Annotated in this window: 18 protein-coding genes; 9 read left to right on the top strand and 9 right to left on the bottom strand. The window is 67.6% G+C overall.

Going from position 1 to position 21,908, the window contains the following annotated elements; all coding sequences use genetic code 11:
- Positions 1-17 precede the first annotated feature (17 nt).
- Positions 18-977, bottom strand: coding sequence for a 2-hydroxyacid dehydrogenase (locus BMZ43_RS12880; protein ID WP_093254107.1), 960 nt, complete (start codon positions 975-977; stop codon positions 18-20).
- 93 nt (positions 978-1,070) lie between these two features.
- On the opposite strand from BMZ43_RS12880, the gene BMZ43_RS12875 reads away from it, so the two are divergent.
- Complete coding sequence (locus BMZ43_RS12875; RefSeq protein ID WP_093254105.1) at positions 1,071-1,658, top strand: acyl carrier protein phosphodiesterase; 588 nt, start codon at positions 1,071-1,073, stop codon at positions 1,656-1,658.
- Here the strand turns inward: BMZ43_RS12875 and BMZ43_RS12870 are convergent.
- Together BMZ43_RS12870 and BMZ43_RS12865 are read right to left on the bottom strand one after the other, a co-directional pair.
- Positions 1,601-2,398: a lysophospholipid acyltransferase family protein gene (locus BMZ43_RS12870; protein WP_093254101.1), complete on the bottom strand. Its 798-nt coding sequence runs from the start codon at positions 2,396-2,398 to the stop codon at positions 1,601-1,603. The two genes, BMZ43_RS12875 and BMZ43_RS12870, sit on opposite strands and share 58 nt — an antisense overlap.
- On the bottom strand, positions 2,395-3,123 hold the full coding sequence (locus BMZ43_RS12865; RefSeq protein ID WP_093254098.1) for a GNAT family N-acetyltransferase: 729 nt from the start codon (positions 3,121-3,123) through the stop codon (positions 2,395-2,397). Before BMZ43_RS12865 ends, BMZ43_RS12870 begins: the two co-directional genes overlap by 4 nt.
- Before the next feature lie 225 nt (positions 3,124-3,348).
- Between BMZ43_RS12865 and BMZ43_RS12860 the strand changes: the two genes are divergently transcribed.
- Positions 3,349-3,834, top strand: a complete 486-nt coding sequence (locus BMZ43_RS12860; protein WP_017639847.1) for an FKBP-type peptidyl-prolyl cis-trans isomerase — start codon at positions 3,349-3,351, stop codon at positions 3,832-3,834.
- Between the two features lie 482 nt (positions 3,835-4,316).
- Here the strand turns inward: BMZ43_RS12860 and cysZ are convergent, their stop codons facing one another.
- Positions 4,317-5,069, bottom strand: a complete 753-nt coding sequence (gene cysZ, locus BMZ43_RS12855; protein ID WP_093254096.1) for a sulfate transporter CysZ — start codon at positions 5,067-5,069, stop codon at positions 4,317-4,319.
- 299 nt (positions 5,070-5,368) lie between these two features.
- Here cysZ and trxB point away from each other — a divergent pair, with 299 nt between their 5' ends.
- On the top strand, positions 5,369-6,343 hold the full coding sequence (gene trxB, locus BMZ43_RS12850; protein ID WP_068382920.1) for a thioredoxin-disulfide reductase: 975 nt from the start codon (positions 5,369-5,371) through the stop codon (positions 6,341-6,343).
- A gap of 209 nt (positions 6,344-6,552) precedes the next feature.
- Here trxB and glyA read toward each other — a convergent pair whose 3' ends face one another.
- Both glyA and BMZ43_RS12840 read right to left on the bottom strand, forming a co-directional pair.
- Positions 6,553-7,806 carry a serine hydroxymethyltransferase gene (gene glyA, locus BMZ43_RS12845; RefSeq protein ID WP_027602952.1) on the bottom strand — a complete coding sequence of 418 codons (1,254 nt, stop codon included), beginning with the start codon at positions 7,804-7,806 and terminating at the stop codon, positions 6,553-6,555.
- Positions 7,807-7,929: 123 nt separating this feature from the next.
- Positions 7,930-12,123, bottom strand: coding sequence for a sensor domain-containing protein (locus BMZ43_RS12840; RefSeq protein WP_093254092.1), 4,194 nt, complete (start codon positions 12,121-12,123; stop codon positions 7,930-7,932).
- A 211-nt stretch (positions 12,124-12,334) separates the two neighbouring features.
- On the opposite strand from BMZ43_RS12840, the gene ettA reads away from it, so the two are divergent.
- From ettA to modC, 4 genes are all read left to right on the top strand, one after another.
- Positions 12,335-13,999 carry an energy-dependent translational throttle protein EttA gene (gene ettA, locus BMZ43_RS12835; protein ID WP_017639072.1) on the top strand — a complete coding sequence of 555 codons (1,665 nt, stop codon included), beginning with the start codon at positions 12,335-12,337 and terminating at the stop codon, positions 13,997-13,999.
- A gap of 124 nt (positions 14,000-14,123) precedes the next feature.
- Positions 14,124-14,879 (top strand): molybdate ABC transporter substrate-binding protein, encoded by a 756-nt coding sequence (gene modA / locus BMZ43_RS12830; protein WP_093254089.1) that lies wholly within the window; start codon positions 14,124-14,126, stop codon positions 14,877-14,879.
- A gap of 4 nt (positions 14,880-14,883) precedes the next feature.
- A complete protein-coding gene (gene modB / locus BMZ43_RS12825; RefSeq protein WP_093254087.1) occupies positions 14,884-15,561 on the top strand; it encodes a molybdate ABC transporter permease subunit in 678 nt (225 codons plus the stop codon).
- Positions 15,558-16,634, top strand: a complete 1,077-nt coding sequence (modC, locus tag BMZ43_RS12820; protein ID WP_093254085.1) for a molybdenum ABC transporter ATP-binding protein — start codon at positions 15,558-15,560, stop codon at positions 16,632-16,634. The genes modB and modC overlap by 4 nt, the downstream gene beginning before the upstream one ends.
- Here modC and BMZ43_RS12815 read toward each other — a convergent pair.
- Positions 16,626-17,552 carry a LysR family transcriptional regulator gene (locus tag BMZ43_RS12815; protein ID WP_093254083.1) on the bottom strand — a complete coding sequence of 309 codons (927 nt, stop codon included), beginning with the start codon at positions 17,550-17,552 and terminating at the stop codon, positions 16,626-16,628. The genes modC and BMZ43_RS12815 overlap by 9 nt on opposite strands.
- A gap of 137 nt (positions 17,553-17,689) precedes the next feature.
- On the opposite strand from BMZ43_RS12815, the gene BMZ43_RS12810 reads away from it, so the two are divergent.
- Positions 17,690-18,586, top strand: a complete 897-nt coding sequence (locus BMZ43_RS12810) for a DMT family transporter (protein WP_093254081.1) — start codon at positions 17,690-17,692, stop codon at positions 18,584-18,586.
- Here BMZ43_RS12810 and BMZ43_RS12805 read toward each other — a convergent pair.
- Positions 18,559-19,491: an acetamidase/formamidase family protein gene (locus BMZ43_RS12805; RefSeq protein ID WP_093254079.1), complete on the bottom strand. Its 933-nt coding sequence runs from the start codon at positions 19,489-19,491 to the stop codon at positions 18,559-18,561. The genes BMZ43_RS12810 and BMZ43_RS12805 overlap by 28 nt on opposite strands.
- A 26-nt stretch (positions 19,492-19,517) precedes the next feature.
- On the bottom strand, positions 19,518-20,900 hold the full coding sequence (locus BMZ43_RS12800; protein WP_093254076.1) for an APC family permease: 1,383 nt from the start codon (positions 20,898-20,900) through the stop codon (positions 19,518-19,520).
- A gap of 154 nt (positions 20,901-21,054) precedes the next feature.
- Between BMZ43_RS12800 and BMZ43_RS12795 the strand changes: the two genes are divergently transcribed.
- Positions 21,055-21,819 carry a LuxR family transcriptional regulator gene (locus BMZ43_RS12795; RefSeq protein ID WP_068382936.1) on the top strand — a complete coding sequence of 255 codons (765 nt, stop codon included), beginning with the start codon at positions 21,055-21,057 and terminating at the stop codon, positions 21,817-21,819.
- Positions 21,820-21,908: the final 89 nt, after the last annotated feature.

The following is a 21,908-nucleotide window of genomic DNA, read 5'->3' as shown; positions in this document are numbered from 1 at the left end:
CGAAAAAAGCGCGAACTTTAGCAGACCACTCGCTGCGGTGTGCCGGCGAAATGGCCTTCGGCATTGGCGGCGAGCTGGCCGATGATCCGCTGGCGCGCTTCACGACTACCCCAGGCGTTGTGCGGGGTGACGATCAGTCGCGGAATGTCGCCGGCCAGCAGCGGATTGCCGTCGCGCGGGGGTTCCACGCTGAGCACATCGGTAGCGGCGCCGGCCAAGTGGCCGCGTCTCAGGCAGTCGGCCAGGGCCTGTTCGTCGACGATGCCGCCGCGGGCGGTGTTGACCAGGAAGGCCGTGGGCTTCATCGCGGCCAGTTCGGCGGCGCCCAGCATGCCGCGGGTCAGGTCGGTGAGCGGACAGTGCAGGGTCAGGGCGTCCACCTGGGGCAGCAGTTCGGCCAGCGGCAGGCTGCCCGGGCGCGCCGGACGGCCGGGCAACTGACCCACCAGGGTCTGCATGCCGAAGGCTTCGGCCAGCCGCCTGACCGCGCTGCCCAATTCGCCCAGGCCGAGCAGGCCAAGGGTCTTGCCCTCCAGCTCGACGATGGGGTGATCGAGCAGACAGAACTGGCTGGCGGTCTGCCAGCGCCCGGCGCGGATATCCGCCTGGTAGTCCGGTAGCCGCGTGGCCAGGGCCAGCAGCAGGGTCAGGGTGTGCTGGGCGACCGAGGCGGTCCCATAGCCCTGGCAGTTGCAGACCCGCACGCGCTGGGCGCGGGCGGCGTCCAGGTCGATGTTGTTGGTACCAGTGGCGCTGACCAGCACCAGTTTCAATTCCGGGCAGGCGCCCAGGGTCTGGGCGTCCAGCACCACCTTGTTGACGATGGCGACCTGGGCGCCGGTCAGGCGCGCGGCGACCTCGTCCGGAGCGCTCGCCGGATGCAGCTCCAGTTCGTCGAACACCGCGCGCAAGGGCACCGGGTCCAGATCGCCCAGGTCGAGAGAGGCATAGTCGAGGAACACGGCGCGAGCGGGCATGACGACTCCAGCGGAAAGGGAAGGAGGCCCGAGCCTAGCAGCCGCGGGTCGTCCAGGAAAACCGCCCGGTTGTGGCTGGGGTATGCTGGAGGGATGAATTATCTCGCTCATCTGCACCTGGGCGGCCCCAGCCGCGAAGACCGTCTTGGCAGCCTCTATGGCGATTTCGTCAAGGGCTCGGCGGACGCCTGGCCGACCGGGATCGCCGCCGGCATCCGTCTGCATCGGCGCATCGACGTCTATACCGACGACCACCCCCTGGTGATCCGGGCCAAGACCCGGCTGCCCGCAGCGCGGCGGCGAGTGGCCGGGCTGCTGGTGGATGTCTTCTTCGATCACTGCCTGGCACGCCTCTGGCACGACTACGCCGAGCAGCCACTGCCGGGCTTCGTCGCGGACTGCTACCAGACCCTGCTGGACGAACCGGAACTGCCGCCGCGGCTGGCCCGCATCGCACCCCTGATGGCACGCCAGGACTGGCTGGGCAGCTACACGGACTTCGCCGTGCTGGAGCGAGTGGTGGAGGGCATGGCGCGACGGCTGTCGCGCCCGGAACTGCTGGCCGGCGCCTTCGCCGAGCTGGACGCCGCCTATGACGGCCTGCTGGCAGACTTTCGCGACTTCTATCCGCAGCTGCAGGCCTTTGCCGCCGCCGAACGGGCCGCGCGCGGTTCCAGCTGAATCCCGAGGCGGGCGGCGATGGCCGCCTGGCATTCACCCGCCAGCACCTGGCGCGGCCGGCCCTGGGGCAGGATGGGCGGCAGCAGTTCGATCCTCAGGGTGGTGCCGCCGTTATCCAGCAGGCGCAGCAGATGGCTGACCAGATCGTCGTCACCGATGAAGGCCGCGGCCCGGTCAGGCTCGCCATGGCGCCAGTAGCTGAGCGCCACGGGTTGCAGCGAGGTGCCGGTGGCGATGGCCGGACTCAGCAGCCGGCCGTGAAAGGTGCGCAGCCCGCTGCCGTCGGTGGTGGTGCCCTCGGGAAAGAGCGCCAGCGACAGGCCCTGGGTCAGGCGCGTGGTCAGGGCCTCGCCCAGGGCGTCGCCGCGCTCGGCGCCACGGCGGATGAACAGGGTACCGGCCTGGCGCGTCAGCCAGCCGGCGAAGGGCCAGTGGGCCACTTCTGCCTTGGACAGGAAACTCAGCGGCCGCAGACTGCCCAGGGCGACGATATCCAGCCAGGACACGTGATTGGCCAGCCAGAGATGGGTGCCGCGCGGCACCTCGCCGCTGACCTCCAGCCGCAACCGCAGCGCCCAGGTTAGCACCTGGAAGAAGCGCCGCGTCAGCCGTTGCCGCAGCACCAGGCAGGGCCGGCGACTCAGCGCCACCGCCAACGTCACCGTCAGGGCGAACAGTGCCCCGAGCAGCAGCGCGGCCAGCACTGGCAGCAGTCGCCAGACGCGACGCAGTCGCCTCATACCGCGGCCTTGAAGTGGCGGGCATAGCGCGGGCAGAGGTCTTCGCGCTTGAGCAGGATGAAGACGTCGGCCACGCCGAATTCCGGATCCCAGCAGGGCGCGCCGCAGACCTGGGCACCTAGGCGTAGATAGGCCTTGAGCAGGGGTGGCAGCTGCACCACCAGGTTGTCCGGCACGGCGACGAAGGGCAGCGGCCGCCGCGGCGTGGCGCGGATCGCTGGGATGCGTTCGTCCCGCGCCGCCTGTCGCAGCAGGGCGGCCGCCTGCAGGCCGCCGTCGGCCATGGGCACGCTGGCGCAGCCCATGAGGTAGCGATAGTCGCCGCAGGCCATGATCTCGGCCAGTTCCGCCCACAACAGGGCGATGGCCGCGCCGGTGCGATGCCCGGGCGCCACGCAGGTGCGGCCGATTTCCAGCAGCGGGCCCTGCAGCGTGTCCAGACCCTCCAGCTGGAATTCGCTCTCGCTGTAGAGACTGCCCAGCCGCTCGCGCCGACGGCCGTCGAGCAGCCGGGTGGTAGCGATCAGCTCGCCGCTGCGCAGGTCGCGCACGCCCAGGTGCAAGCAGTGAGCGTCGTAGGGGTCCTGGTCGAGGTTATCGGCGAAATGCACGCCGTAGGTACTGCCGAAGACCGCGGCTCGCAGGCGCTGGGCGCCGCGGATATCTGCAGCGGTCGACAGGCGTTCGGCGCGCAGCGCGGGCGGTGCGGACACTGGAATCGGCATGGCAGGGCTCCGGCAGTGGGTATGCAGCAAACCCTAGGTAGCCGGGATGACAGCCCCGTGAAGCGGCCGTGGCGATTGCGTGACGGGCGGTCGCGCACCGTTGCAGGGGCGCCCTCCAGATGCCTCCGGGCGCCAGGGGACTGACCGAACGCATTCGCAATTGCTAAGTTGGACGCGTAGACTGATGCGTCATCCTAAATTTTTCCCAGCATGAAGGTTCTGGCCATGCAGATCGCGGCGAACACGGCAGTATCCATCGACTACACCCTGACCAACGACGCCGGCGAAGTCATCGACAGCTCCGCTGGTGGTGCTCCGCTGGTGTACCTGCAAGGCGCAGGCAACATCATTCCGGGTCTGGAGCGTGCTCTGTCCGGCAAGCAGGCCGGTGACGAGCTGAAAGTGGCCATCGAGCCGGAAGACGCCTATGGCGAATACACGCCCGAACTGGTTGCCACCCTGGGCAAGGAAATGTTCGAAGGCGTGGACGAGCTGGAAGTGGGCATGCAGTTCCACGCGTCCGGCCCGGACGGCGCCATGCAGATCGTCACCGTGCGTGACATCGACGGCGACCAGGTCACCGTCGACGGCAACCATCCCCTGGCCGGCCAGCGCCTGAACTTCGATGTGAAGGTGGTCAATGTGCGTGCCGCCAGCGATGAAGAAATCGCCCATGGTCATATCCATGGCGAAGGCGGTCACCAGCACTAAGCCTGGCGACAGCTTTCCACGACGCCCGTGTCCGGCCTTGCCGGCGCGGGCGTCGTCGTTTGTGGAGTCCGTGCGGGGAGCGCCCTCACCCCAACCCTCTCCCAGGGGGAGAGGGGGCTTGTTTGGCGGTGTGGGCGGAGCGCGCCGTAGGTTGGGTTGAGGCGGCTCCATCGCCGAAGCCCAACAGCCAGAAACCATGGTATCCGGCGTGATGATCCGGAGTTGTTGGGCTTCGCTACGCTCAACCCAACCTATGCGGAAGATAGCCGTAGGTTGGGTTGAGGCGGCCTTATCGCCGAAGTCCAACAGCCAGAAACCATGGTATCCGGCGTGGTGGTCCGGAGTTGTTGGGCTTCGCTGCGCTCAACCCAACCTACGCGGAAGATAGCCGTAGGTTGAGTTGAGGCGGCTGTATCGCCGAAGCCCAACAATCAGGAGTCGCTGTCGGGATAGGGTGTGTTGGGACGTCCGGCAAGCAGGGCTCAGGAGCGCACCACCAGCGCCTTGTTGCCTTCCTCACGTACCCAGAACAGCGTCGCCCCGGCCACGGCGGCAGGCATGAACAGGGCGTTCAGGCCAGGCACCAGCAGCGCCAGGTAGGTCACCCCGCCAAAGCCCAGGCAGCGCAGGCGGCGGGTGCGCAGCCAGGCGAGCATGCTGCGGAAATCCAGTTTGTGGTTGTCGGCGGGAAAGTCGATGTACTGCACCGCCATCATCCAGACGCCGAACAGGATCCACAGCGGTGCGGCGATCAGGTTGAGACCGGGGATGAAGGTCAGCACCAGCAGGCCCAGGGCGCGTGGCAGGTAGTAGCCCAGCTTGCGCAGTTCACGCTGCAAGGTGCGCGGCACCATGGTGACCAGCTCGGTGAGATTGAAGGGCGGGAAATCATCCTGCCCGCGCACCAGCACCTCGACCTTTTCCGCAAGAAAGCCGTTGAAGGGCGCTGCGACCAGGTTGGCCAGCATCGTGAAGGTGAAGAAGATGATCGCCAGCAACAAGAGCACGAACAGCGGCCAGAGCAGCCATTCGACGAAGCCGGCCCAGGCGGGCAGGCTCGGCATCAGTTGGTCCAGCCAGCCTTCGAAGCCCCGTACGGCGAAGGTGAGGATGGCGGCGTAGAGCAGCAGATTGATGGTGAGCGGGATGACCACGAAACGGCGCATGCCGGGGCGGGTCACCAGGCGCAGGCCTTCGGCGAAGTAGGCGGAGCCGGACAGGGGAGCGACAGCCATGAACATTCCTGACAGGTGGCGGGAAGGCACAGCTTACCTCAGGGCGCCATTGGCGAAGCGGTCGACATAGGCGCACCCTATGGTCTGGATTTAGAATGCTCGCTTCTATGGAAGGGCCATGCCCGTTAGGCTGAGCCCATCCTTGGACCCGGTGTCCGCCCGTCGACACCGGTCGCGCCCTCGCCAGGAGCGACGGGCGCTCGCGGAACGGCTCCGCACGCACACCGGCCGGTGCGCCCCAGCGGCGCGCGGGCCACTTTACTCTTAGGTCTGCCGGAGACCCCGGCAGGGAGAATGTCATGTCTGAAGCCAGCACCACGCGCCATTCGCGCCTTATCATCCTCGGTTCCGGTCCGGCCGGTTACACGGCCGCGGTCTATGCCGCCCGGGCCAACCTCAAGCCGCTGCTGATCACCGGCATGCAGATGGGCGGCCAGCTGACCACCACTACCGAGGTCGACAACTGGCCTGGCGATCCCCATGACCTGACCGGTCCGGCACTGATGGAGCGGATGCGCGAGCACGCCGAGCGCTTCGAGACCGAGATCGTCTTCGATCACATCAACGCCGTGGACTTCGGTGGCAAGCCCTACACCCTCAAGGGTGACAGCGCCACCTACACCTGCGACGCCCTGATCATCGCCACCGGTGCCAGCGCCCGCTACCTGGGTCTGGCCAGCGAAGAAGCCTTCATGGGCAAGGGCGTATCCGCCTGTGCCACCTGCGACGGTTTCTTCTATCGCAACCGTGAGGTGGCGGTGGTCGGCGGCGGCAATACCGCGGTCGAGGAAGCCCTGTACCTGGCCAACATCGCCAGCAAGGTGACCCTGATCCACCGCCGCGAGACCTTCCGCGCTGAGAAGATCCTGCAGGACAAGCTGCGCGCCCGGGTCGCCGAAGGCAAGATGGTGCTCAAGCTCAATGCCAGCGTCGACGAGGTGCTGGGTGACAACATGGGCGTCACCGGAGTGCGTCTGAAGAACAACGACGGCAGCACCGAGGAGTTGCAGGTGGCCGGTCTGTTCGTCGCCATCGGCCACACGCCCAACACCGCGCTGTTCGAAGGCCAGCTGGACAGCCACGACGGCTACCTGGTGGTGAAGGGCGGTCGCGAGGCCAATGCCACCGCCACCAACGTCCCGGGCGTGTTCGCCGCCGGTGACGTGGCCGACCACACCTACCGCCAAGCGATCACCTCGGCCGGTGCCGGCTGCATGGCCGCCCTGGACGCCGAGCGCTACCTGGATGGCTTGGGCGATCTGCAGGTCCTGTAAGCGCCTGATTGTCGCCTGACAACGAAAACCCCGGCACTGGCCGGGGTTTTCGTTTCCGGGGTCTTCCGGCCGGCGGCAAGACCTGGCTTGGCTGCCTTGACGATCTTTCTGGAAATGCAACGAGCCCCGGCCGATTGGTCGGGGCTCGTTGTTTGGGGTTTTCCCTCACCCCGGCCCTCTCCCTGGGGGGAGAGGGGGAGGCGTGCCTCTTACTTGCCGTACACCGGCAGGCGGGCGCAGACGGCCTTGACCTTCTCGCGCACGGCATCGATCACCGACTCGTCGCCCATGTTGCCGAGGATGTCGCAGATCCAGCCGGCCAGCTCGCGGCACTCGGCTTCCTGGAAGCCACGGGTGGTGACGGCCGGGGTGCCGATGCGCAGACCGGAGGTGACGAAGGGCGAGCGCGGATCGTTCGGCACCGAGTTCTTGTTCACGGTGATGAAGGCGCGACCCAGGGCAGCGTCCGCATCCTTGCCGGTAATTTCCTGTTTGATCAGGCTGAGCAGGAACAGGTGGTTGTCGGTGCCGCCGGAGACCACGTCGAAGCCGCGCTCGATGAACACGCCGGCCATGGCCTGGGCGTTCTTGATCACCTGCTGCTGGTAGGTCTTGAACTCGGGCTGCAGGGCCTCCTTGAAGCACACCGCCTTGCCGGCGATGACGTGCATCAGCGGACCGCCCTGGGCACCGGGGAAGACCGCCGAGTTGAGCTTCTTCTCGATGGCTTCGTTGGCCTTGGCCAGGATCAGGCCGCCACGCGGGCCGCGCAGGGTCTTGTGGGTGGTGCTGGTGACCACGTCGGCGAAGGGCACCGGATTGGGGTAGACACCGGCGGCGACCAGGCCGGCGAAGTGGGCCATGTCGACGAACAGGTAGGCACCCACGGCATCGGCGATGGCGCGGAAGCGGGCGAAATCCAGCACCTGGGAGTAGGCGGAGTAACCGGCGACGATGACCTTGGGTTTGTGCTCCTGGGCCAGGCGCTCGACCTCGGCGTAGTCGATCAGGCCTTGCTCGTCGATGCCGTACTGGACGGCGTTGTACAGCTTGCCTGACGAGGACACGGTGGCGCCGTGGGTCAGGTGGCCGCCGTGAGCCAGGCTCATGCCGAGAATGGTGTCGCCGGCTTCGATCAGCGCCAGGTACACGGCCGAGTTGGCCTGGGAGCCGGAATGCGGCTGGACGTTGGCGTAGTCGGCGCCGAACAGCTGCTTGGCGCGGTCGATGGCCAGTTGCTCGACCACGTCGACGTATTCGCAACCGCCATAGTAGCGCTTGTGGGGATAGCCTTCGGCGTACTTGTTGGTCAGCACGCTACCCTGGGCTTCCATGACCGCCGGGCTGGTGTAGTTTTCCGAAGCGATCAGCTCGATGTGATCTTCCTGACGCTGGGCTTCCTGCTGCATGGCGGCATACAGGTCGGCGTCGAAGCGGGCGAGGGTGGTTTCACGGCTGAACATGGCGGCAGGGTCCCCTGAGGCATGGCGAAGAGCGAACCCGGTTGGGCTCGTGAGGGGCAACATTCTACCCCATCGCGGGAACTCTGAGGTATGAGCGCCAGTCATGCGGTGGCGCCACCGGTCTCATGTCAGCACGGGAAACAGACCCTGACGTTCCAGGCGCTGGCGCAGCAGGTCCGGCGGCAAGGGGCGATCGAAGAGGAAGCCCTGGACCTCGTCGCAGCCGTGGGTGCAGAGGAAGTCCAGCTGCTCCTGCTCTTCCACCCCTTCGGCGATCACCGAGAGGTTGAGGCTGTGGGCCATGGCGATGATGGCCCGGGCGATCTGGGCATCCTGCTCGCCGTGGGGCAGGCCGTCGACGAAGCTGCGGTCGATCTTGAGGATGTCGATGGGGAACTGCTTGAGGTAGTTGAGCGACGAGTAGCCGGTACCGAAGTCGTCCACCGCGATGCACAGCCCCAGGCCCTTGAGTTCGCCCAGCAGTTGCAGGGCTTCGCCGACGTCGCGCATCAGGATGCTCTCGGTCAGTTCCACTTCCAGGCAGGCCGGTGCCAGACCGGTCTCGGCGAGGATGGCGGCGATGCGCTGGCCGAGCTGGCCATCGCTGAACTGGCGGGCGGAGAGGTTCACCGAGACCTTGGGGATGCGCACCTTGGCGGCGTGCCATTCGCGCATCTGCCGGCAGGCCTCGCGGATCACCCAGTCGCCCACCTGGACCACCAGGCCGATCTCCTCCAGCACCGGGATGAACTCCGCCGGCGAGACGTGGCCGCGCACCGGGTGCTCCCAGCGCAGCAGGGCCTCGACCCCGGTCAGGCGGCGGGTGTCGCAGCGATACTGCGGCTGGTAGTGCAGGCGGAACTCCCCCTGCAGGAGGGCATGGCGCAGATCGGCTTCCAGTTCCAGGCGTTCCAGCGCGCGGGCGTTCATCTCGGCCTGGTAGAACTGGAAGTTGTTCTTGCCCATCTCCTTGGCGTGGTACATGGCCGTGTCGGCGTTCTTCATCAGCTGGCTGAGCTCGCTACCGTCCTGGGGCGACAGGGCGATACCGATGCTGGCGGAGACGAAGAATTCGCGGCCTTCGAGGATGAAGGCTTCGGCCAGCTGGGTAAGGATCAGCTCGCCGACGCGGATCGCCTGGGCCAGGGCGGCCTCGCGGGTTTCCAGGCCGGAAAGCAGCAGGGTGAATTCGTCGCCCCCCATGCGCGCCACGCTGTCTTCGGTGCCGACGCAGGCAGTCAGGCGCATGGCCACCTCCTTGAGCAGACGGTCGCCGGCGGCGTGGCCGAGGCTGTCGTTGATCGGCTTGAAGCGGTCGAGGTCGAGGAACATCAGCACCACCCAGCTGCCGTTGTGGCGGCTCTGCTGCAGGGCGTTGTGCAGGCGATCCTGGAACAGGGTGCGGTTGGGCAGCAGGGTCAGGGCGTCATAGTAGGCCAGGCGGTGGATGCGTCTTTCGCTGGCCTTGCGCTCGCTGATGTCGACGAAGAAGCAGACATAGCTCATCAGGTCGCCGTCGTCGTCGCGGATGGCAGTGATGCCGACCCAGGAGGGGTAGGGCTCGTTGTCGTGCCGGCGCTGCCAGAGTTCGCCTTCCCAGCTCTCCTCGGTGCGCAGCTGCTGCATCACGTGCTGCAGCTGGTTGGCTTCCTGCTTGTCGGCGCAAAGCATCATCGGTTGCTGGTCGAACACCTCTTCGGGGCTGAAGCCGGTGATGCGGGTGAAGGTGCGGTTGACCCGCACGATGTAGCCCGCCGGGTCGGTGACCAGGATGGCGCCGGCCGAGTGGTCGAACACCGTGGCCGCCATGCGCATGTCCTTGTCCGTGCGGCGCTGGGCGGAGATGTCGCGGCAGATGCCGAGCAGGCCGGCGAAGCGCTCGTGGTCGTCCCACAGCGGCTTGAGGCGCAGCTCGATCTGCAGGGTATGCCCCTGGGCGTGCAGGCAGTCCAGCACCAGGGGCGCGAAGTGCTCACGGCGCAACTCGGCCAGGGCGCGTGGATTGTCGAGGCTGCGCAGCAGCCGTTGCAGGGTGCGCCGGACCTCCTGCCACTGGCGCGAGTGCACCACCAGTTCGGCCAGGGTGCGCTGTTGCAGCTCACCGACGGGATAGCCGAGCAATTCCTCCACCGAGGGACTGATGTAGTTGAGCACCAGCTGGGCGTCGGTGGTGAAGATGACGTCGCTGATGCTTTCCGCCAGCTGCCGGTAGCGATTCTCGCTTTCGCGCAGGCGCTCGCTGGCCCGCACCATGTCGGTGACATCCAGGGCCAGCCCGACCACGCTCGCCGCGGTGCCGTCCGCCGCACGGGCAAGGCGCTGCTCGCGCACGTCGAACCAGCGCCAACCGCCGTTGCGGTGCTGCCAGCGCAAGAGACTGCTGCTGGGCTGGTCGGAGAGCGTCGGCCGCATGCTCACCACCCGCTCGTGCAGTTCGAGGTCATCCGGGTGCAGGCGCGCGCGACCGAGGCTGGCGAAGGCCTCCGGCGGATAGCCGAGCTTGAGGGCCAGTGAACGACTCTCGTAGGTCAGTTCGCCGCTGGCCACGTCATAGGTGTAGAGGGTGTCGGGGATGGCGCTGATCAGATTCGACCAGAAACTGTCGCGCTCGAGCAGGCGCAATTCGCCCAGCTTGCGCTGGGTGATGTCGTTGAGGCTGAGCAGAGTGGCGTCGAGGTGCCGGGGGTCGGCTGGCAGGTGCATGGTCAGCCAGAGGTGCCGTTCGCCCTCGGCGGTGCTGATACAGGTCTCGAGTTCCAGTACCTGCTGGCCGGAGAGCAGGCCGGCCAGCAGGCGGTAGCGCTTGCCACCGAGCTGGACGTGGGAGTCACCTACCAGCCGCGCCCAGGCCTGGTCGAGGTGCTCGATGCCGAGCATTTCCAGGGCGCGCTGGTTGATCTCGGTGATGCGTACCTGGCGACCCAGGGTATCCAGCACATCGGGCTGGCGGGCGAACAACTCCGCCAGTTGCTCGGGGCGCTCCAGCCCCAGGTCGCGCATGCGGGGCCAGATGGCGCTCAGATCGACCACGCAGATGCCGGTGTGCACCCCGTTGAAGATGTTCTCATAGCGCTGGCGGGTGGTCTGGATGGTGTCCAGGTTGCGCTGCTGGTCGGTGACGTCGCGCAGCACCCAGACGAAACCGTCCTGGGTCTGGGTACGGTCACGGAGGACCCGGGCGCTGGGCTGGCTGTCCGCCAGGGCATGGCAACTGACCGTGAAACGGCGTGGCTGCCCCTCCACCGTCAGGCTGATCAGGGCACCACTGTCCCGCTCGGCGGGCGTCAGGGCAACCAACGGGGGCAACAGACTGGCGAGGAAATACTGCTGGGCGTCGTCGGGGGCGATGCCCAGCAGACGGCCGGCCGTGGCGTTGACATGGACCAGGCGGCCATCGGCCTGGGTCATGCAGACGGCTTCCTCGATGCCGTTCAGGGCGGTGCCCGCCAGGCGCAAGCCACGCCGCGAGGCGAGGGTGAGGGCACGCAGGCCCTGTTCTTCGCGCAGCAGCAGGTAGAGCAGAATGGCGGCCACCAGGCCGGACAGGCTGAACAGCGCCAGGCGGCCGAAGGAGGCGCCCAGCAACGTGGCGCCCACGTCTTCGCCGGGATGGGTACCCACCACCTGCCAGTTGCTGTAGGCCAGCTCCTGGCGGACCTCGTCGATGCCGCTCGCCGCCGGGGTCGCGCCGACGCGGAACAGCAGGGTGTCCTGGGTGCGATCCTCCAGGCGCCAGTCGAGGCCCGATGGCACCCGGCTCGGCCGCCACAGGGATTCGAGCAGGGGCGCGCTGGTCAGCACCCACCAGCCGTCCTGCAACTGAGGATCGCCGGCCAGCAGCACATAGAGGGGCGCGGCGCTGGCCTCGGCGTTGTAGCCGTAGCGGAAGTCGGCCTGACCGCTGCGGGCGATCAGTTGCTGGATGAAGGCGGCGTCCGGCGTATCACCCAGGCGCGCGGCGCGCAGGTTGGCATTGGCCGGCAGCCAGCGCACCTGTTGCAGGCCGGGAAAGAAGTCCTTGAGACTGAGCAGCAGATTGGGCGCCAGCGGCAGGGTTGGATCCAGCGACCAGCGCAGGGTGCTGCGCACGGCCTGGGCCTTGAGCGCCAGCCCGAATTCGACGGTGTTGGCCAGTTGCCGGGTCAGGCCTTCCAGCTGTTCGCGACGCAGGGCCTCGCGCTCGGCCACGCTGGCGAAGGCCTGCCAGAACATCAGGGCCAGCATGGCCAGCAGCGAAAGGATCAGCAGACCGCGGGTCAGGCGTCGCGAGGAGGGGGCGAGCGGCTCTTCCGGCAGCGAGGAGGGCGGGCTATTCACGACGGACTGCGTTCCTGCAGAGGCGATGGCCGTTCGGCTGCGCCCGGTTCCGCGGGGCAGGGATGGCCTATGATAAGGGACCGGACGGTGTCTCCGCCGGTTTTTTCCGCGTGATCAGCGTCGGCGCTTTCGTCGCGCGGGGTTTCGACAGCGTTCGCTGCTGACGCCATACTGTGTCCCCTGTTTTTCATTCCGGTCCCAAGGTTCTCCCATGGCTCAATACGTCTACACCATGCACCGGGTCGGCAAGGTCGTGCCGCCCAAGCGTGAAATCCTCAAGAACATCTCCCTGTCGTTCTTTCCCGGCGCCAAGATCGGCGTGCTCGGTCTGAACGGCGCGGGCAAGTCGACGCTGCTGCGCATCATGGCCGGCGTCGATACCGAGATCGAAGGTGAAGCGCGGCCGATGCCCGGTATCAATGTGGGTTATCTGCCGCAGGAACCGAAACTTGATCCCGAGCAGACGGTTCGTGAGGTGGTCGAGGAAGCGGTCGGTCAGATCAAGCAGGCTCAGGCCCGCCTGGACGAGGTCTATGCCGCCTACGCCGAGCCGGACGCCGACTTCGACGCCCTGGCCGCCGAGCAGGCCAAGCTGGAAGCCATCCTCCAGGCCGCCGACGGCCACAATCTGGAGCGCCAGCTGGAAGTCGCCGCCGATGCCCTGCGCCTGCCGGCCTGGGACGCCAAGGTCGGGGTGCTCTCCGGTGGCGAGAAGCGCCGCGTGGCGCTGTGCCGCCTGCTGCTGTCGGCCCCCGACATGCTGCTGCTGGACGAACCCACCAACCACCTGGACGCCGACTCGGTGGCCTGGCTGGAGCACTTTCTCCACGACTTCCCCGGCACCGTGGTGGCCATCACCCACGACCGCTACTTCCTCGACAACGTCGCCGGTTGGATCCTGGAACTGGACCGTGGCCAGGGCATCCCCTTCGAGGGCAACTACTCCGGCTGGCTGGAATCCAAGGCCGCGCGCCTGACCCAGGAAGCTAAGCAGGAAGCCGCCCACGCCAAGGCCATGAAGGCCGAACTGGAATGGGTGCGTTCCGGCGCCAAGGCCCGCCAGTCCAAGTCCAAGGCCCGGCTGCAGCGCTTCGAGGAAATGCAGTCCCAGGAATTCCAGAAGCGCAGCGAGACCAACGAGATCTATATCCCTGCCGGTCAGCGCCTGGGCGACAAGGTCATCGAATTCAAGAACGTCAGCAAGGGCTATGGCGATCGCCTGCTGATCGACGACCTGAGCTTCGTGGTGCCCAAGGGCGCCATCGTCGGCGTCATCGGCGGCAACGGCGCCGGCAAGTCGACCCTGTTCCGCATGATCATGGGCAAGGAGCAGCCGGACGCGGGCAGCATCGAGATCGGCGATACCGTGCAACTGGCCAGCGTCGACCAGAGCCGCGAGAACCTGTCCGACACCAAGACCGTCTGGGAGCAGGTCTCCGACGGCTCCGACGTGATCAAGATCGGCAACTACGAGGTGCCCTCGCGCAGCTACGTGGGGCGCTTCAACTTCAAGGGCGCCGACCAGCAGAAGTTCGTCAAGGACCTCTCCGGCGGTGAGCGCGGGCGTCTGCACCTGGCGCTGACCCTCAAGCAGGGCGGCAACGTGCTGCTGCTGGACGAACCCTCCAACGACCTGGACGTGGAAACCCTGCGGGCCCTGGAAGACGCCCTGCTGGACTTCCCCGGCGCGGCCATCGTGATCTCCCACGACCGCTGGTTCCTCGACCGTATCGCCACCCACATCCTCTCCTACGAGGATGATTCCAACGTGGTGTTCTTCGAAGGCAACTACACCGAGTACGAAGCCGATCGCAAGAAGCGCCTGGGTGAGGCCGCGGCCCAGCCCAAGCGGGTCAAGTACAAGAAGCTGGCGTAAGCGTCCGCCGAAACGCCGCTGGGGAAACCCAGCGGCGTTTTCTTTTGTCTCGTTGCTGCGGGAGGCCTGAACGTTGTTTTCAGTGCCGTCAGCCTCACGCCCAACCCCTGATGGAGAAAACCCGATGCTGTCTAGCCGTTCCCGCCTGTCGCTGCTGCTGCTCACCGCGGCCCTGGCCACCCCCGCCCTGGCCGACGAGGTCCAGGTGGCCGTGGCCGCCAATTTCAGCGCGCCGCTCAAGGCCATCGGCGAGCAGTTCACCCGGGACACCGGTCATCAGCTGGTGATTTCCAGCGGCGCCACCGGCCAGCTCTATACCCAGATCAGGAACGGCGCGCCCTTCGCGGTCTTTCTCTCTGCCGATGACACCACTCCGGCCAAGCTGGAAAGCGAGGGCGCGGCGGTCAAGGGCTCGCGCTTCACCTATGCCATCGGCACCCTGGCGCTCTGGTCGCCCAAGTCTGGCTATGTGGACGGCGAGGGCGCGGTACTCAAGCAGAACGCCTTCACCCACCTGGCCGTGGCCAATCCCAAGACCGCGCCCTATGGCCTGGCCGCCACCCAGGTGCTGGCCAAGCTGGGCCTGACCGAGGCGGTGGCGGCCAAGCGGGTGGAAGGCCAGAACATCACCCAGACCTACCAGTTCGTCGCCACCGGCAATGCCGAGCTGGGCTTCGTCGCCCTGTCGCAGATCTACCAGGACGGCAAGATCAAGGAAGGCTCGGCCTGGATCGTGCCGGCCGCGCTCTATGAGCCGATCCGCCAAGACGCCGTATTGCTGGACAAGGGCCAGGACCAGCCGGCGGCCAAGGCGCTGTTGGCCTATCTCAAGGGACCCCAGGCGGCCGCGGTGCTCAAGGCCTACGGCTATCGGCAGTGATTTCATGACCCTGAGCGCGGCGGACTGGGCGGCGATCCGCCTGACCCTGGAACTGGCCAGCGTGACCACGCTGCTGCTGCTGGTGCTGGGCACGCCCCTCGCCTGGTGGCTGACGCGCACCCGCTCCCGGCTCAAGGGGCCCGTCGGCGCCCTGGTGGCCCTGCCGCTGGTCTTGCCGCCCACGGTGATCGGCTTCTACCTGCTGCTGGCCATGGGGCCGGAAGGCTGGGTGGGGCAGTTGACCGAAGCGCTGGGCCTGGGTCGGTTGCCCTTCACCTTCGCCGGGCTGGTGGTGGGTTCGCTGTTCTATTCGCTGCCCTTCGTGGTGCAGCCGCTGCAGAACGCCTTTGAGGCCATCGGTCCACGTCCTCTGGAAGCGGCGGCTACCCTCAGGGCCGGCCCCTTGGATACCTTCTTCCATGTGGTGCTGCCGCTGGCGCGGCCGGGCTTCGTCACCGCCGCCATCCTCGGCTTCGCCCATACCGTGGGCGAATTCGGCGTGGTGCTGATGATCGGCGGCAACATCCCCGGGCGCACCCAGGTGGTCTCTACCCAGATATTCAATCACGTGGAAGCCATGGAATATCCCCAGGCGCACCTGCTGGCCGGCGGCATGCTGGCCTTCTCATTCGTGATCCTGCTGCTGCTCTATGGGCGCCGTGGGCGGTCGGCCTGGACATGAGTCTGACGGCGAGATTCGAACTCTCACACCCGGGCTTCACGCTGGACGTGGACCTCGCCCTGCCCAGCAGCGGTGTCACCGCACTGTTCGGCCCCTCGGGCTCGGGCAAGACCAGCTGCCTGAGGTGCGTGGCCGGCCTCGAACCCGCGGCCCGCGGGCGCCTGGTGGTGGCCGGCGAGACCTGGCAGGACAGCGAGCGTGGGCTGTTCCTGCCGCCGCATCGGCGTGCCCTGGGTTATGTCTTCCAGGATGCCAATCTGTTCGAGCACCTGGACGTGCGTCGCAACCTACTGTTCGGCTGGAGGCGGGTGGCACCGGGCGACCGGCGGCTGGCGCTGGAACAGATCGTCGAGCTGCTGGGCATCGAAGGACTACTTTCGCGCATGCCGGCGCGCCTGTCCGGCGGCGAACGCCAGCGGGTCGGCATTGCCCGAGCGTTGCTGACCAGTCCGCGCCTCCTGCTCATGGACGAGCCCCTGGCGGCGCTGGACGCCGAGCGCAAGGCCGAGATCCTGCCCTACCTGGAACGCCTGACCCGAGAGCTGGCGCTGCCGATCCTCTATGTCAGCCACGCCCCCGACGAGGTGGCGCGGCTGGCAGATCACCTGGTGCTGCTGGAGCGGGGCCGGGTGCTGGCCAGCGGGCCGACCAGCGGGGTGCTGGCGCGCCTCGACCTGCCCATCGCCCTGGCCGAAGACGCCGGGGTGGTGCTGGAAGGGCGGGTGCTCGGCCATGACCCGGACTACGGCCTGCTCAGTCTGGGCCTGCCGGGCGAGCAGCGCGTGTTGCTCGCCCATGCGCCGCTGCCGTCCGGGCAGGCGCTACGCATCAAGGTACTGGCGCGAGACGTCAGCCTGAGCCTGGAACGCCAGCACAGCAGCATCCTCAATGTGCTGCCGGCCACCGTCGCCGAGATCGCCCCGACCCGCTCGCCCGCCCAGGTGCTGGTGCGCCTGGACCTGGGCGGCGCGGCGCTGCTGGCACGGATCACCCGCTATTCGCTGGAGCGCCTGTCACTGCAGCCGGGCAGTCGGGTCTGGGCGCAGCTCAAGTCGGTGGCCGTATTAACCTGAAGCTGCCGCAGGCCGGAGTCGCTCCAGCAGAAAATCCACCAGCACCCTGACCGCTGCCGGCAGCTGGCGATCCGGCGGATAGAGCAGCCAGGCGGTGCCCTGGTAGGGGCCGAGGTATTGCCAGTCGGGCAGCACCCGCAGCAGGCTGCCGTCGGCCAGACCGGCTTCGGCGGCAAAGGCCGGCAGGCAGGCGATGCCGAGGTCGGCGAGGGTGGCTTCCAGGCGCACGCCGCTGTGATTGCAGGCCAGGCGGCCGCGCACCGTCACGCTTTCCACCCGGTCGCCGCGGCGCAGTTGCCAGCGCTGGTCGCCCGGAGTTTCGCCCAGGTACAGGCAATCGTGTTCGACCAGTGCCTGGGGCTGCTGCGGCGTGCCGCGGCGCCCGAGATAGACCGGGCTGGCGCAGAGCACGAAGTCCATCTCCCGCAGCGGTCGGGCGACGAAGCCGGCGGGGGGCTGCTCGGTGATGCGTACCAGCAGATCCTGGTCGTCGGCGATGGGGTCCAGCGGGCGGTCGTCCAGGCGCAGTTGCAGATCCACTTCAGGATAGCGCTGGAAGAAGTCCGGCAGCAGCGGCGCTATCAGCCGGTAGCCAACCGCCTTGGGCACCGCCAGCCGCACCTGGCCGCGAGGTTCTTCGCGGTGCTGCAGGCCACTGTCCAGTGCCGCGCCGGCGGCGGCTAGCAGTTGGCGGCAGTGGCCAAGCACCTCGCGGCCGGCCTCGCTCAGGCGCAGCTGGCGGGTGGTGCGCTGCAACAGGCGTACCCCCAACTCCCGTTCCAGCCGTGCGACCTGGCGACTGACCGCCGAGGGCGTGGCGTCCAGCAGCCGGGCGGCGGCGGTGAAGCTGCCGGTCTCCACCACCTTGGCGAAGGCGACCATGCAGGGCAACAGGGTAAGGGCGCGCAGAAGGTCCATGCCGGAATCCATGGGAAGCAATGGGGCCGGGAAGACTGTCATTGCTTCCCCAGCGGAACAAGAGCTATGCACGCGAACGGGCTTATGGTGCCTACCTAGGGCGGGCACACTGGCGGCCTGTCCAAGGAGAAACCGTCATGTCGCAACGCCCCACCTTCGGCCTCGCCGAAGGCCTGCTGCTCGCCACCGCCCTGGTCTGGGGGACCAGCTATGCCGTGGTCAAGGACGCTGTGGTGCTCTATCCGGTGCTGGGCTACCTGGCGCTGCGTTTCTGCCTCACCGCGGCGCTGTTGCTGCCCACCCTGAGGGGCGAGGGCCGACGGGCCTGGCGACCAGGAATACCGACCGGTCTGTTGCTATTGGCGATCTTTCTCGCCGAGACCTATGGCGTGGCCCTGACCAGCGCCAGCAACGCCGCCTTTCTCATCAGCCTCTGCGTGGCCCTGACCCCCTTCGCGGAATGGTGGCTGCTCGGCCAGCGCCCCGAGGCCCGTGCCCTGGGCGCCGCGGCGCTGGCGGTGGCGGGCGCCGGGCTGCTGACCCGTGGGGTGACCCTGAGCTTCAACCTGGGGGACGGCCTGATCCTGCTGGCGGCCGTATTGCGCGCGGTCAACGTCTGCGTGGTGCGCCGGCGTCTGCAGCAGGCCAGTGCCCCGGTGCCGGCCCTGGCGCTGACCGCGGTGCAGACCGGCGTGGTGGGCCTGGCCTGTCTGCTGCTGTTCGTCCTGGGCCCGGGTCTGGCGCCGCTGCCCGTGCAGCCAGGCTTCTGGCTCGCCACCGGCTACCTGGTGCTGTTCTGCACCCTGGGCGCCTTTCTCGCCCAGAACTATGCCCTGGGCCGCACCAGCGCCACCCGCGTCGCCCTGCTGATGGGCGCCGAGCCGCTGTTCGGCGCGCTGTTCGCCAGCTTCTGGCTGGACGAACGCCTGGGCCTCTGGGGCTGGCTGGGCGGCCTGCTGATCGTCATCGCCTCGCTGTGGGGGACGTTGCCACGGCGGGCGCCAGACTATTCGAACACGATCCGCGGGAAATAGAAGCCAACCACCCAGTTGGGCACGTCGACGATCTCGCTGATGCGCAGGTCGCCACAGACCGAACAGAGCAGATAGGCCTGTTCCGCCGGCAGGTTGCGGGTCTGCCCGAGCCAGTCGATGGCGCCGCTGACGGCCATGCGCGCCGCAGCCAGCAGGTCCGGCCCGACGCCGGTGAAGACCTCGTAACCCGCGCCGTCCAGGTGGCGGGTGACCGGCCCCGGGGTGCTGAAGCGCGGCATGGCCAGCGGCTGCTGCTTGATCAGCTCGAAGGTCGCGGTAACCGCCATGGCGGTCTCGATGGCGGTGCCGCAGACTTCACCATCGCCCTGGGCAGCATGGGTATCGCCGATGGAAAACAGCGCTCCGGCTACCTCCACCGGCAGGTAGAGGCTGGTGCCGGCGGCCAGGTCGCGGATGTCCAGGTTGCCGCCCACCCGCCGCGGTGGCACCACCGAGTGCAGACCTGGCGCAGCAGGAGCCACCCCCAGGGTGCCGGCGAAAGGCTTGAGTGGGACCCGCGCCAGCTCGCCGAAGGCGGCCGGTGTCTGCCCGCCGCGGTCGTAATGCCAGAGCTGCAGCACCGGGTCCGGAAACTGGTCGGCGAGCAGGCCGAAGCCGGGTATGTTGGCGGTCCAGCCAAAGCCGCTGGGGGTGAAGCTGTCCAGCGTCACCTTGAGTACATCACCGGGCTCGGCACCCTCGATCCACAGCGGGCCGCAGATCGGATTGACCCGCTCGAAGGGCAGGGTGGCGACGTCGGCGGCGCTGGAGTGGGCGTGGAAGTGGCCGTCCGCCGCGTCACGGCAGGCAAAGCTCACCGTCTCGCCCGGCGCGACCTCCAGCGCCGGGGCGAGGCTGTGATCCCAGCCACAATGGCAGTGCTGGCTGTGCAGGGTCTTGATCATCGGGAGCCTCCGCGGCGGGTCTGTGCCTAATGGACGGCGTCGTTCGCCTTGAATTCCGTGGTCCGGCCGCTGAGCCTGAGGAAGGCCAGCACGGCCAGACCCAGCACCATCCAGCAGCTGCCGCCGACCTTGGCGTAGATGTCGGCGTTGAACAGCACATAGGCGAGGACGATGAAGCCGACCAGCGGGACCAGGGCGTACAGCAGCGGGCGACCGGCGCCGCGGTGATGCCAAGCCACTGCCACATGCAGGAGCAGGAAGGCGGTCAGCGCACCGAAGTTGCACATGGAGGCGAGCAGGTTGATCTGGCCGACAAAGAACAGTCCCAGCACCAGACTCAGAGCCGCCACCAGCAGGATGGCGCGCTGCGGCACCCGGGTCTTGGGATGGATCTGGCGCAGGAACTGCGGCAGCTGGCGGTCGCGGGCCATGGCGAACAGCAGCCGGGAGGTGGCGGCCTGGGCCACCAGGGCATTGGCGATGGCGGCACCGATGGCCACCGCCAGGGCGATCACCACCTGCAGCCAGGGGCCGGCGATCAGTCGGCCGATCTCGTAGAAGGCGTTGTTCGAGGCATCGGCGTCGGGGTACTGGATCAGGTTGGGTTGCAGCAGGGCGGCCAGCCAGGTCTGCACCATGAACAGCGCGGCCACCAGGGTCAGGGCCAGTAGGGTGGCGTGGCCCACCACGCGGCTACCGCCGCGGGTTTCTTCGGAGAGGGTGGAGATGGCGTCGAAGCCGAGAAAGGACAGCACCGCCACCGACAGGGCGCTGAAGATCAGCGGCAGGGAGAATTCCTGGGGGTTGTACAGCGGCTTCAAGGTCCATTCGGCGCCGTTTACTCCGTGGCTGATGGCCAGGGCCGCCAGCAAGACGAACACCAGCAGCACCGCCAGCTGGCCATAGAGGAACAGCCGGTTGGCGCGGGCGGTGGTCTCGATGCCACGCAGGTTGACCAGGGTGTTGAGGCCGACGAAGAAAACGATCCACAGCGGCTGGGGAATGGCTGGGATGACGTTTGCCATGGCGTTGGCGCCGATCACATAGAGCAGGGTGGGCACCAGCAGGTAGTCGAGCAGGATGGCCCAGCCAGCGAGAAAGCCCAGCGCCGGATGCAGGCCGCGACCGACGTAGGCATAGACCGAGCCGGCCACCGGAAAGGCGCGCGACATCTGCTGGTAGCTGACCGCGGTGAACAGCATGGCGACGAAGCCGATGAGGTAGGTGAGGGGCACCATGCCGTGACTGGCGTCGAATACCCCGCCAAAGATGGAAAAGGGGGCGATGGGCACCATGAACACCAGACCGTAGATCAGCAGGTCCTTCAGCCCGAGCTGGCGCTTGAGTTCCTGGGTATAGCCGAAGCGGGCGAGGTCGGCGCTGTCGCCGGACGGAGCGTGCTGAGTCATGGGGGCTTCCTCGAAGGGGCGGGGTAGGCTCGACTCTAGGCCAGGGTGGACGCTGGCCCCATCCATAAAAGTGCTAGGTTTGCAGCAGCGCTGGCGTGACTGGCAGAACCTTTGCTTCGCGTTCCCCATCGCGATCCAGGGGAGGAGCTCCAAGATGCATGCCGATCTGCTCACCATCAGCCGCCGCCTCGTCGGATTGCCCACGCTCGACGCCTGTCTGGATGCGGTGCAGGCCAGCGCTGATCGCCTCGGCTGCAAGGCGCTGATCTATGACTACGCCCCGGTGCCGCTCAGCCACGAGGGGGTGCTCATCACGCCCTCGGTGTTCAAGGTGCGCAACGCCCCGGCGGACATGCAGGCCTTCTGGTGCGAGCGCGGCTATTACCAGATCGATCCGGTGCAGCAGTGCGCCAGCCGGCGCGCGGCACCCTTCGTCTGGTCGTTTCGCAGCGAAACCCGTAGCGCCCTGCGCGAGTACCTGGGTGACAGTCATCGGCCGGTCACCTGCTATGTGCGTGACAGCGGCCTCGCCACCGGGGTGACGGTACCGCTGCACCTGCCCGGCGGTGCCTTCGCCACCCTGACCGGCATCCTCGATGCCGATGCCCCGGACGCCGAGGCCGCCGGCGAAGCCTGTCTAGGCGCCTTTCTGGTCCTCGCCCATGCCTTCCAGGCCCGCGCCGACGAATTGCTCGCGCCCGCCGAGCGGCGCTGCGGCCAGATCCGCCTGACACCGCGCGAGCGTGAATGCCTGCAGTATTCCGCCAAGGGGCTGACCGCCAAGCGCATCGCCGCGACCCTCAACCGCTCCACCGCCACGGTCAACCTGCACCTCAACTCCGCCGCCCGCAAACTGGGCGCGCGCAACCGGGTCGAGGCGGTGGTGCGGGGATTGCACTATCGCCTGGTAGAAGTCTGAGCGACTTGGCCAGATTCGTGGGCCGTTCGACCTTGTGACACTCCCGCTGCGGCCTGACACTGGGGCCTCATCTGCCAAGGAGAGTCCCC

It is taken from the genome of Pseudomonas sp. Snoq117.2, assembly GCF_900110545.1.
GTDB classification, from domain to species: domain Bacteria; phylum Pseudomonadota; class Gammaproteobacteria; order Pseudomonadales; family Pseudomonadaceae; genus Chryseomonas; species Chryseomonas benzopyrenica.
The sequence above is the reverse complement of the archived record's forward strand: the minus strand, read 5'-3'. Positions and strand labels throughout refer to the sequence as shown.